The sequence below is a fragment of the Bacillus sp. V3B genome, from assembly GCF_024494465.1.
Classification (GTDB): Bacteria; Bacillota; Bacilli; order Bacillales; family Cytobacillaceae; genus Bacillus_BD.
In genome coordinates this window covers 20572-31995 of record NZ_JAETXM010000035.1, presented here as the reverse complement: position 1 = coordinate 31995, position 11424 = coordinate 20572, and the positions used below count along the sequence as shown (strand labels likewise).

The window sequence follows — 11424 nt, the reverse complement described above, 5'->3', positions numbered from 1 at the left end:
ACTTCAAATTTCCGTTAGAAAATTAAGTGGCGGGTAGTTCAAAAACCAGAAAAGGCTTTACGTTTCTAACTATAATGGATCTAGTTAAAATGTAAGAGCCTTTTTATTGTTGTTGTCAATTGGTTTTATTTTAATGTTAGTAGGATTTTTGGCTCATATTTTTATATTCATTTGCTCTTTATCTAATTGATTTAATAAATTCATAAATAAATCGGATTTTAAGTTTATTGTTAATAGATTAAGTGTTTCTGAGCAATTTTTCTTTCTCGGGTGGCATAGATTTGTTTTTTTCTCTTTTGTTTTCATTGGTTGTAAACAAAATATCTAGATTAAAAAACTTATCAAGACTGAAATGATAAATATTCGTTCGAAAAATGATTAATGTAAAGGCACTGGTATAAAGAACAAGGCTCATTAAATTCATATTTCCAGAAAGAATGAAGTTAATGTGCATGAAGAGACAGATTAAGATAGATGGTATAGTAATTAATCCCATTATAATAAATACACCCATAATAATTTGAACGATAGGAATGACATAGTTTAAAGTCATCACATATTCTAAAGCTACGTTTTCAATGAAATCTTTATAAAATAATGGGACATTAGGCTTCTCCAGTGCAATGATTAAATAGTCATTCAGAAATACCCCAGGTTCTTTAAACCACAATTTTTCGGATACTTTTGTTACGCCAGCTAATAGCCAACCAACCCCAAAGAGAACACGGATTAAAACAATAAGAGATGGAAATAACCATCTTTTTTTATTTGCTTTTGATTGCATTGCCATTCTATTGCTCCTCCTCTTTAAATAATTAAGCTATTTTTCCCTATATAAACTTTGTTGCCTTTGGTAAAAAAAGAGAACAAAAAAATTTATAACAGTTGTGCGTTTGATTTTGTGCTTTTTCATTATATGTATTATATTTAAAAAGTTTCCTTTATGCAAAATATTTTACTGAACGAAAAAAGAAAATCAGTAAATATTAATCGAATATTTCATTTGTTTTGTTAGAGCAGGAAAGCTCAAAACCCCACACTAGGTTGTGGGGAATAATTATATTGGTATGAATACTTTTTGTTCGAAACTAACTATGTGCATTGTTTTCTTACGGTGAACCGTATCATAAGTAAATGAGGTTTTTAAACATGCAAACTAACGCAATTTTTTATTATGTAAAAAAAGAACATTTGTTTACATAATATGTAATAGAGGTGATTACAATAGAAAACTTCGGAATAATAATAACAATGTAAAAATCAGATATTCATGGGAATGTTTATACGGAAGTTCATATTATGGAAACGCATATGGCGTATAAATTTTGACAAGCTCGATGAAGAACCAATTCCGGATACATTGCGTGAGTATGTTCGGGAGAATGGGGAAAAGATTAAGGCTGGGAGCTGGCATTATAGTGGAGCTAATAAAAAATAATTTGAAATTTGACTAACGGTGTAATAATTAACAAGAGGTTGTAATACAGTACATTTTGACAAAGCCGAGGAAACAATATTCCTTGGCTTCTTTGTTTATTTTTTTGTTCAGTTAAGTCGCTAAACAGATAAAAAGGACACCTATAACTAAGCAATGGCATTAGACTGACCTATTTTTATTTAATTAGGCAAACAAGATACATTCAAGTTGTTTGTTAATACAATAGAATATGAATTAATTGGAAGATAAAAAGGAGTGGAGAAATATGAATCAAGAACTTCAAAGGTTAATGAATAATTTGATTCAAATTGAGCATGTTTCAACAACCCTCTACTTAGCGATGTCTGCTTATATGGGGAAATTAAATTTCACAGGTATGGCCAAATGGCTTCGTTTACAATCGGAGGAAGAGAGAACGCATATGTTGACTTTGATTGATTATGTTGTTGATAAGGATGGGACCGTACAATTAAGTAGTGTTCCAACTCAACCAAGTGATTTTGGAACACCTTTAGAAACATTTCAAAAAGTGCTTGCCCATGAGCAGTTTGTTACAAATTCTTATCGTCAAGCTTTTAACTATGTGAATCAAGTAGATCCACAGGCAGCAGTTATTGTTCAAGACTTTTTAAGGGAGCAAATAGATGAAGAAGCACAGGCTCAAACCATTGTCTCTCGTCTAACATTGGCTCAAAATAATCCATCGGCACTCTTATTGTTAGACCAGGAACTAGGTCAAAGACAAAATGGTATAGTGGCACCACCACCTGCTACTGGGTAAAAAGAATAACGAAAGCAGTTCTTCAATAGTAGCATTGTCTATATTGAAAAGTGGACGTGATTTTATCATGTAAAATAAAACCTCCATCTGTTGATGTGGGTATTTTTTTTAACTGCATCGTTAACCCCTACATGTAGGAAGTGTTCTTTTTTAATGCAGGCATGCATAAGTATTTAAGAGGGTTAAAAACAGAAAGGTGTTAAGTATGCATGAGATGTCATTGATGTCGGAGATAATTAAAATAGTTTCTGAAGATGCTAGATTAAATGGTTTTAGCAAAGTGGATAAAATCGAAGTGATTGTGGGTGAATTATCTAATGTGTTGCCTGATGCTCTAGAGTTAGCATTTTTCCGTTTTCGAAAACAAGGATTAAGTATTCTTGATGAAAATACAGAATTACATATTATACGTGAAGCAGCGAAAGCGAAATGTCAAACGTGTCTATATGAATTTGTCCCGGATTATCGAATCGCGCTTTGTCCAAAGTGCGAACTCATAAATTGTATATTACTTTCTGGTGAGACCTTTAGGATTGAAGCATATGAAGGAAGGGATAAACATTGAAAATCAAGCTTAAAGAAGATGTGTTAAAGGATCAAAAATTGACTGCTGCAGTCAATAGAGAAACGTTCAAAAAAAATTATACTCTAGTCATTAACTTAATGAGCTCTCCTGGAGCGGGTAAAACGACTTTACTTGAAGAAACGATTAAAGCCTTAAAGGATGAATTTCATATGGCTGTGATAGAAGGAGATTTAGCAACGGAGAGGGATGCAGAAAGATTACGTTTACTAGGAATCAAAACTGTTCAAATCAATACGGTAGGAGGCTGCCACCTTGATGCTAGGATGATTGCGAAAACATTACCAGAAATTGAACTAGAATCTATTGATATCCTTTTTATTGAGAACATTGGGAATTTAGTTTGCCCATCAGGTTATGATTTAGGACAAGATTATAAAGTGGTGGTTTTAAGTGTTCCTGAAGGCAACGATAAAATTCCAAAATATCCTGTCATGTTTAGACGTACAGATGTAACCATTATCAATAAAATCGACCTCCTTCCTTATGTATCTTTCAATTTAGAAGAAGCGAAAAGAAACTTAAAAGAAATTAATCCACAAGCACAATTAAAAGCATTATCTGCCAAAACGGGTGAAGGGATAGAAGAATGGATCAATTGGATAAAGGATGTCTATCGTCAATGTACAAAGCCATCAAAATAATTGTGAAAGGAAAGGTGCAGGGGGTTGGTTTTCGCCCATTTATCTACTATCTTTCAAAAAAATATCATCTCAATGGAACAGTCCAAAATAATCTAGATGGTGTCATTATTATGGTTGAAGGAGAAGAAGAAAAGTTAGAGGAAATGGTGGACAAAATCAAGAAGTACCCACCTAAATTAGCGAAGATTAATGAGGTTAACATTCATCAAATTCCAATAACCCATTATAAAGAATTTACAATTATTCCTAGTGAAAAAAACGGAGAGTCTATTCCTTGGATACCTGCAGATGCGGCTATTTGTGAAGATTGTTTAGAAGAAATGAAGGACCCGCACAATCGACGTTTTCAATACCCATTCATTAATTGCACTCAATGTGGACCACGCTATACGATTATTAATCGTCTTCCGTATGATCGTACAAATACGTCGATGAAGAAATTTACAATGTGCCATGATTGTGAGGTAGAGTATGAAGATCCATTAAATCGGCGGCATCATGCTCAACCTATTTGTTGTTCAAAGTGTGGACCTACCGTTACGCTTTATAACCAAAGTGGAAAATCATTGGCTGAAAACCAATCAGCCATCACGCAAACGGTTGATCAAATAAAACAAGGAAAGATTATTGCCATTAAAGGAATAGGTGGATTCCATTTAGCTTGTGATGCTTATCAAGAGAGGGTTGTTGACCAATTAAGACTTAGAAAGAAGCGACCACAGAAACCGTTAGCAATCATGGTCAAGTCTTTAGAAGCTGCAAGAAATCTATGTTATATCTCCAGTCAAGAAGAAGAACTCCTTACAAGTCCCGAAATGCCTATTGTTATTTTACAGAGAAAAAGAGATGGGGTATTACCGCAAAATATTTCCCCAGGTTTAACAACTATTGGGATCATGCTGCCTTATACTCCTCTACATCATCTTTTATTTGAAAATCATAAATTGGAATGTATCGTCATGACAAGTGCTAATCTTTCTGGTATTCCTATTTTTTATAAAGATGATAGTTTAGATCATTTACAAAATATATGCGATTATATCTTAACCCATAACCGTGAAATCTATTTTCCAATTGATGATTCTGTTGTTCAATGTGATGGAGAAAATACCATATTTGTACGGCGTGCTAGGGGATTTGTTCCAGAGCCTCTCAAAACAACATCCAATGTGGATCACATTATTGCATTAGGAGGAAACCAAAAAACTACATTTGCAGTTGGAAAGAAGAATCAGATTGTCATAAGTCCTCATGTAGGTGATTTAGAAAATGAAGAATTGATGGTTTCTCTTAAAGAACAACTCAATCATTATAAGGAATGGATGGGGATAAAGGAACAGTATTTTGCAGTCGACAAACATCCTCTTTATGCATCCACTTCTATGGCTAAGGGACTTAATCGAAAAGTGATATCCATACAACATCACCATGCCCACCATGTGTCTTGTATGGAGGATAACGGTCTTGACGAGCCTTGTTTAGGCATAATATTAGATGGTACAGGATATGGCGAAGATGGTCAGATTTGGGGATTTGAATTTCTATATGGCAATGCCTATTCTTTTGAACGTCTTGCTCATTTACAATACACTCCTCTTCCAGGAGGAGAAAAAGCCGTAAAAGAACCGTGGAGAAATGCAGTTGGAATGCTGCTTTATTACTGGCCGCAAGAAGGAAAAGAATTATGTATGAAGCTTTTTCCTGAAAGAGTTAAAGAAATAAATATCATAGAAAAAATGATTGTCCATCAGATTAATACTCCTATGGCGGGAACGTGTGGTCGCCTGTTTGATGTAATTAGTGCCATCCTAAGAATCTGTTGGATATCAACGTATGAAGGAGAAGCAGCGATAAAATTATCTGATTATATGAATAGAACTGAACTTGAAAGTACAGATGCCGTTTATTCATTTCATCTAAAATCAAACATTCAATCCCAACTTCAAGTTGACTTCTCTCCTATGATTTATCAGATCATTCAAGACAAACTTCAACAACAATCAATCATTAAAATTATACAGAAATTTCATCGTACAATTGTTTCTTGTTGTGTACAGATGGTTTCAAAACTAGTGAGAAATAGACCTGATCTAAATAAAACCGTCGTGCTATCGGGAGGATCCTTTCAAAATGTTTTTCTTTCCAGAGAGATTCAGAAAGGTCTTCAAAAAGAAGGATTTAACGTCTATTCACATAAACAGGTCCCATGCCATGATGGAGGCTTATCATTGGGACAAATCATTGTTGCTGCTCATGAAGTTGCAAACATGACGAAAGGATATTGAAGGTGGTGAAATCATTTGTGCTTAGGTGTACCTGCTAAAGTCATCAAAATAGAAGAGCAAAGAGCACTAGTAGATGTAATGGGTTCGAGGATGTATATAGGGATCTTTTTTGTTTCAGAGGTTAGGATCGATGATTATGTTTTACTCCATGCAGGGCAGGCCATGACCATAGTAGATGAGGAATTTGCTAAGGAAAGTATAGAAGAATGGAGGAATGTGTTAGATGGTAAACATGGAACTTTTTTCGGAACCGACCTTAACTCGTGAGTCAGTAGAAGCGGTTATCGATTTAGCGAAGAGATTTAAAGATGAAACAGGTAGAATCCCGGTATTTATGGAGGTATGTGGTTCACATACAATGGCCTTAGCCAAAACAGGAATAAAAACTAGATTGAAAGATTATGTACAGCTTATTGCTGGGCCGGGGTGTCCTGTATGTGTCACAGATCAAAAATCGATCGATGCGATGATTCAATTATCGGAAGAGCCTAACCGAATTCTTTGTACATTTGGTGATATGATGCGTGTGCCAGGTTCAAAATCTACCTTGATGAAAGCGAAAACAGCTGGTAAGGATATTAGAGTTGTTTACTCTCCCTTAGATAGTGTGAAAATTGCAGAAGAAAATCTCGATAAGGAAGTCATTTTTTTAGGAATTGGGTTTGAAACAACCATTCCAATTCTCGCTCTTGCTGTTCGCGAGGTGAAGAGGAAGAATGTAAAGAATTATTCTATATGGATGACAACGAAATTGGTTGAGCCTGTATTAAGAGTTCTACTTCAGTCAGGAGAGGTAAAACTTGATGGATTTCTCTTACCTGGTCATGTTTCTGTCGTTTTAGGAAAACAGAGTTACCATTTTTTAGCGGAAGAGTTTGATATTTCAGGAGTAATTACTGGTTTTGAGCCTGTTGAATTGCTCAGTGGGATTTATAAGCTGCTACAACTTCATCTGGAAAAAAAGGTTAATATCCTCAATGATTATACATATGTTGTAAGTGATGAAGGAAACGTAGTTGCTCAAAACTTAATAGAAGAATATTTAGAATCGCATGACGAGGCATGGAGAGGGATAGGTACTATTCCAAAAAGTGGATTAGTGCTTAAAAAACAATATGCACAATACGATGCGAAAAAGAAGTTTAATATTTCGATAGGGGAACCGAGAAAAACAAAATGTCGCTGTGGTGAAATCATTCAAGGGTTAATTACACCAGAAGAGTGTGTGTTGTTCAATAAAGGTTGTACTCCCACTCACCCTATTGGGCCTTGTATGGTATCAACAGAAGGAACCTGTTCGGCACATTATCAATACATGAGGGAGGAGTAACCTTGGTGCAGCGAATCAGTCTAGCACATGGAGAAGGTGGGGAATTAGCGCACCAACTCATACAAGATATATTTATTCAATCATTTGGCCATTCAAAGCAAACACAACTTGATTCTGCCCTTCTTTCTATTCCTACACAAACCCTCGCCGTAACAACAGATAGCTACGTCGTAAAACCTATTTTCTTTCCTGGTGGAAATATAGGGAAGTTAGCGATAACAGGGACAGTGAACGATTTAGCTGTAAGTGGTGCTATTCCACAAGTGATAACAGCGGGATTTATTGTGGAAGAAGGGTTTCTAATTCAAAATTTAAAAGAGATTGTCTGCAGTATGGCGGGGGAAGCAGAAAGTGCTGGGGTGAAAATCATTGCCGGTGATACAAAAGTAGTAGAAAAGGGGAGTGTAGATGGTTTATTCATAAATACGACAGGGATTGGTTTCCTGCAAGAGCAGCATCGATTGAAACCTGAAGGGATTCGAGAAGGAGATTCAGTGATCATTAGCGGTACAATAGGAGATCATGGTATCTCTATCTTGAGTGCACGCCAGGAGCTTGGGTTGCTTTCAGATGTTAGGAGTGATTGTGCATCATTAAACCACCTTATTCATGAACTCTTAGAGGAAATAGACGGAATTCGAATTATGCGAGATCCGACACGGGGTGGGGTAGCAACAACATTAGTAGAACTATGTGAAGATTTTCATTTTAATGTTGTATTAGATGAAGCTTTAATTCCAGTTCGCAATGATGTTCAAGGTGCATGTGATATTTTAGGTTATGATCCTCTTTATCTAGCAAATGAAGGGAAAGTAGTTATCATCGTTGACTCAAATAATAAACAAAAGGCACTTGATATCTTGAAGGAAAATTCAATTGGAAAGGATGCTAGAGTTATTGGTCAAATTACTACTTGTCATAGTCATTCAGGGAAATTACTGTTAAAAACAGCTGTTGGTACAACAAGAAGACTTTATCGCCTGTCTGGCCAGCTTTTACCTAGAATTTGTTAATCATTTTGATATGTAAGCATAGGATAGGGGGAAACTGCCTAAAGGGGAGAACATCATGCAAAACATCGAAATGATTAGAATGCAATTAAATTATCTTGTTACACAAGCACGGTATGATATTTATACACTTTCTACATTGAGTGACACATCCATGAAGCCGCAAATCCTTCAGCGATTATGGGATTCACTATCAACCATTCATTTTCTTAGTGAATGGCTCGCAAATCAAGCCATAACTAGTGCTCATTTTTTATCTTCACAGCCAACTATGTCTGTTCCCTCTGGAACTTTAAATCAGTCACAAATTCCGCCCATTACACCTTCACCAACTCCGCCTATATCACAGCCCAATCAGCGAACTTTTACAATTGGAGAATTAGCAACCTTTGATGGGAAAAATGGGAGGCCTGCCTTTGTTGCGGTAAGTGGCGTTGTCTATGATGTGACAAACAACCGGGCCTGGGCAGCGGCTACTCACTTTGGCTTAACGGCAGGAAAAGATTATACACAGGAATTTGCTTCTTGCCATGCTGGGCAACAATCGATTTTAGCTACACTGCCTGTTGTAGGGAGGTTGGTTTAATGGAAGAACAAATTTTTCCACCAGAGCCTTTAACAAATGAAGCTATTGCGGAAAGGTTAACAACTAATGCACTGGAAAGCCTACGTAATGGAGTCGTTAAGAAAAAAAATCTCGTTTATCTAGAGTTGAATGGGTGTTCCGGTAATATCATTTCCTTGTTAAACGGGCAAAATCCCGACTTTGAGTACACGTTAAGTTCAATGGTTGATCTTCGTTATAGCAATAGTTTAATGGCCTCTGAAGGAGAGAGGGCTATCGAAAAACTAATAAACGCGATGGACGAAGAATATATTTTAGCTGTTGAAGGAGCTGTCGCGTTAAAAAACAATGGTTTGTACAATGTAATTGGCAACTGGCAGGGAAAGCCGCTTACAGGTCTGCAAGCAGCAAAGATGCTCGGAGAAAAGGCTTCGCATATTTTAGCAGTCGGGGCATGTGCTACACACGGCGGGGTGTCAGCAGCAAAACCCAATCCATCCCAATCTGTTGGGCTACAACAGGTCCTGCCTGAAAAAAAGATGATTAAACTTCCTGGATGCCCTGTTCATCCAGACTGGTTTTTAGGGACATTAGCACATATTTTATTATATGGGGAGCCGGAAACAGACAACTTAGATCGGCCTTTAATGTTTTATAGCACGCTTATCCATGACCGCTGTCCAAGAAGGCCTTTTTTTGATCGTGGGATTTTTGCTGAAAAATTAGGAGATAAAACATGCTTATTTAAGCTCGGATGTCGGGGGCCAGTGACGAGAGTGGATTGTCCAACAAGGCAATGGAATGGTCATGTGAATTGGCCGATAGGAGATGATACGCCATGCATTGGCTGTGCTCAGTTTGGTTTTCCAGATGCCATGGCGCCGTTCATTAGCTATGACACAACAAGGGTGGTGAAGAATGAGTAAGAGAATTGTCATTAATCCGTTGACAAGAATTAGCGGTTTTATGGAAATTGATGTGATTATCGACCAGAATCGAGTCGTTGATGCCAAAACAAAAGGGAATCTATTTCGAGGCTTTGAGCAAATGTTAGTGGGCAGAAGTCCGTTTGATGCCGTTTATTTTACACAGCGAATATGCGGTATTTGCTCTGCAGCCCACTCTATGGCCTCATCCCGTGCTTTAGAAGATGCTTTAAAAATTGAACCAATGGAACAAGGAAACTATTTGCGAGACATCATCCATTGTTGTGAGTTTTTACAAAATCATATCCGCCATTTTTATCAATACACTGTTCCTGACTTTGTAAAGATTGAACAAAACTCTCTTTTCCATTCGGACCATGACGATTTCCGATTACCCAAAAACATAAATGACCGGATTTCACAGCATTACTTTGATTCCCTTAAGTTCAGTCGGCTAGCTCACGAGATGTTAGCCGTATTAGGTGGTAAAGCTCCCCATAATCATGGGGTTTTTATTGGAGGGATAACAACACAGGCAACAGCCGAGAAAGTCGTTCATATGGATTCTATTTTAGGGAAAATTGTCAGATTTATTGATGAAAAAATGATCCCAGATGTATATGACATTGCGCGCTTCTATGCAGACTATTTTCGCATAGGCGGAGGGTATGGCAACCTTTTAACCTACGGTGCTTTTAACCATTATAAGGAGTTAGGCACACTATATGTCGATCCGCTTGTATCCACAATGGAATCTGTTGAAGCATTTGATGAAAGTAAAATTCAAGAAAAAATAGATTACTCCTATTTCAAATCAATAACTAACAGCAATCAACCAAATGAAGAAGTGACAGAGCCGGATATGGACAAAGAAAAAGCCTATTCCTGGGTGAAGGCACCAAGATATAAGGGTCTCCCTTTTGAGGTCGGACCGTTGGCCAGATTAATATTAAGTGGAGCGTATAACAATGGAATCTCCGCTATGGATCGAACGATTGCCAGAGCACTAGAAGCAAAGAAAATCACAGAAATTATGAAAATATTACTTCAGCAAATCATTCCAGGAGTAGATGTGCAAAAAAAATATGAACTTCCAGAATTGGCATCTGGAAGGGGGTTAGTGGATACAACGAGAGGGGCACTAGGCCATTGGTTAAAGATTCGAGATAAGAAAATCTCCTTCTATCAAATCATTACTCCTTCCACATGGGATTTTTCAACTAGGGATGATAATGGTTTTAGAGGTACTGCTGAAGAAGCCTTAGTCGGTACACCGATACAGAATCCAGATAAACCTGCAGAGATTGGCAGAATTCTTCGTTCCTTTGATCCGTGTATGTCATGTGCGACTCATGTATATAGTCCAGGAAAACAAGTACAAACCATAAAGGTGTTTTAATGGAAAACATAATCGTTTTAGGTATTGGCAATCGATTAATGATGGATGATGGAATTGGTATTTATCTAATTGAGCAACTATCCAAGCTGAATCGTACAACTCATGTATCTTTTTTGGTTGGAGAATCAGATATTGATTACTGCATGGATCAAATAATGAAAGCTACATTTGTAATCATTGTGGATGCTGTATTTTCAGGAAACAAACCAGGAGAGCTTACCGCTTATCCACTTGCCAACTTACATGAATATCAAACTTTAGACATATCAGCGCATAACTTTCACTTGTTTCAATCATTGTATCAACAGAAAGAATCAATAAAGGGCTTTCTCATAGGAGTGGAACCTTATGAGATAAGGTTCCATATTGGATTAAGCAAAAATTTAAAGGAAAAATGGAATACGATTTTACAAGATGTATCAGTGACCATAGAGAGATTGATTGCAAAGAATTGAGTGTGAAA

Annotated in this window: 12 protein-coding genes; 11 read left to right on the top strand and 1 reads right to left on the bottom strand. The window is 36.8% G+C overall.

The genetic code is table 11. The features are described 5' to 3' along the window. Window positions 1-238: 238 nt before the first annotated feature. The gene (locus JMM81_RS21050) at window positions 239-790 is read right to left on the bottom strand and encodes a DoxX family membrane protein (RefSeq protein ID WP_256243514.1); all 552 of its coding nucleotides are present in this window, start codon (window positions 788-790) and stop codon (window positions 239-241) included. A 913-nt stretch (window positions 791-1703) separates the two neighbouring features. On the opposite strand from JMM81_RS21050, the gene JMM81_RS21045 reads away from it, so the two are divergent. The 11 genes from JMM81_RS21045 to JMM81_RS20995 all read left to right on the top strand — a co-directional run bounded on the left by JMM81_RS21045 (window position 1704) and on the right by JMM81_RS20995 (window position 11416). Next, window positions 1704-2219, top strand: coding sequence for a ferritin (locus JMM81_RS21045; RefSeq protein WP_256243513.1), 516 nt, complete (start codon window positions 1704-1706; stop codon window positions 2217-2219). A 205-nt stretch (window positions 2220-2424) separates the two neighbouring features. Then, on the top strand, window positions 2425-2784 hold the full coding sequence (locus JMM81_RS21040; RefSeq protein WP_256243512.1) for a hydrogenase maturation nickel metallochaperone HypA/HybF: 360 nt from the start codon (window positions 2425-2427) through the stop codon (window positions 2782-2784). Then, the gene (gene hypB / locus JMM81_RS21035; RefSeq protein WP_256243511.1) at window positions 2781-3446 is read left to right on the top strand and encodes a hydrogenase nickel incorporation protein HypB; all 666 of its coding nucleotides are present in this window, start codon (window positions 2781-2783) and stop codon (window positions 3444-3446) included. Before JMM81_RS21040 ends, hypB begins: the two co-directional genes overlap by 4 nt. Further along, a complete protein-coding gene (hypF, locus tag JMM81_RS21030; protein WP_256243510.1) occupies window positions 3425-5731 on the top strand; it encodes a carbamoyltransferase HypF in 2307 nt (768 codons plus the stop codon). Before hypB ends, hypF begins: the two co-directional genes overlap by 22 nt. 15 nt (window positions 5732-5746) lie before the next feature. Then, window positions 5747-5998, top strand: coding sequence for a HypC/HybG/HupF family hydrogenase formation chaperone (locus tag JMM81_RS21025; protein WP_256243509.1), 252 nt, complete (start codon window positions 5747-5749; stop codon window positions 5996-5998). Next, window positions 5955-7061: a hydrogenase formation protein HypD gene (gene hypD / locus JMM81_RS21020; protein WP_256243508.1), complete on the top strand. Its 1107-nt coding sequence runs from the start codon at window positions 5955-5957 to the stop codon at window positions 7059-7061. The genes JMM81_RS21025 and hypD overlap by 44 nt, the downstream gene beginning before the upstream one ends. Window positions 7062-7066: 5 nt before the next feature. Further along, on the top strand, window positions 7067-8074 hold the full coding sequence (gene hypE, locus JMM81_RS21015) for a hydrogenase expression/formation protein HypE (RefSeq protein ID WP_375162428.1): 1008 nt from the start codon (window positions 7067-7069) through the stop codon (window positions 8072-8074). Between the two features lie 55 nt (window positions 8075-8129). Then, entirely contained in the window at window positions 8130-8657 is a 528-nt protein-coding gene (locus JMM81_RS21010) for a cytochrome b5 domain-containing protein (RefSeq protein ID WP_256243506.1), read from the top strand. Beyond that, window positions 8657-9562 carry a hydrogenase small subunit gene (locus tag JMM81_RS21005; RefSeq protein WP_256243505.1) on the top strand — a complete coding sequence of 302 codons (906 nt, stop codon included), beginning with the start codon at window positions 8657-8659 and terminating at the stop codon, window positions 9560-9562. The genes JMM81_RS21010 and JMM81_RS21005 overlap by 1 nt, the downstream gene beginning before the upstream one ends. Further along, window positions 9555-10961, top strand: a complete 1407-nt coding sequence (locus JMM81_RS21000; protein WP_256243504.1) for a nickel-dependent hydrogenase large subunit — start codon at window positions 9555-9557, stop codon at window positions 10959-10961. The genes JMM81_RS21005 and JMM81_RS21000 overlap by 8 nt, the downstream gene beginning before the upstream one ends. Continuing rightward, window positions 10961-11416 carry a hydrogenase maturation protease gene (locus JMM81_RS20995; RefSeq protein ID WP_256243503.1) on the top strand — a complete coding sequence of 152 codons (456 nt, stop codon included), beginning with the start codon at window positions 10961-10963 and terminating at the stop codon, window positions 11414-11416. Before JMM81_RS21000 ends, JMM81_RS20995 begins: the two co-directional genes overlap by 1 nt. Window positions 11417-11424: the final 8 nt, after the last annotated feature.

Bases quoted from the DNA above. Each gene is read 5' to 3' on its own strand.
- JMM81_RS21050 (WP_256243514.1), bottom strand. From the start codon at position 790: ATGGCAATGCAATCAAAAGCAAATAAAAAAAGATGGTTATTTCCATCT.
- JMM81_RS21045 (WP_256243513.1), top strand. From the start codon at position 1,704: ATGAATCAAGAACTTCAAAGGTTAATGAATAATTTGATTCAAATTGAG.
- JMM81_RS21040 (WP_256243512.1), top strand. From the start codon at position 2,425: ATGCATGAGATGTCATTGATGTCGGAGATAATTAAAATAGTTTCTGAA.
- hypF (WP_256243510.1), top strand. From the start codon at position 3,425: ATGTACAAAGCCATCAAAATAATTGTGAAAGGAAAGGTGCAGGGGGTT.
- hypD (WP_256243508.1), top strand. From the start codon at position 5,955: ATGGTAAACATGGAACTTTTTTCGGAACCGACCTTAACTCGTGAGTCA.
- JMM81_RS21010 (WP_256243506.1), top strand. From the start codon at position 8,130: ATGCAAAACATCGAAATGATTAGAATGCAATTAAATTATCTTGTTACA.
- JMM81_RS21005 (WP_256243505.1), top strand. From the start codon at position 8,657: ATGGAAGAACAAATTTTTCCACCAGAGCCTTTAACAAATGAAGCTATT.
- JMM81_RS21000 (WP_256243504.1), top strand. From the start codon at position 9,555: ATGAGTAAGAGAATTGTCATTAATCCGTTGACAAGAATTAGCGGTTTT.
- JMM81_RS20995 (WP_256243503.1), top strand. From the start codon at position 10,961: ATGGAAAACATAATCGTTTTAGGTATTGGCAATCGATTAATGATGGAT.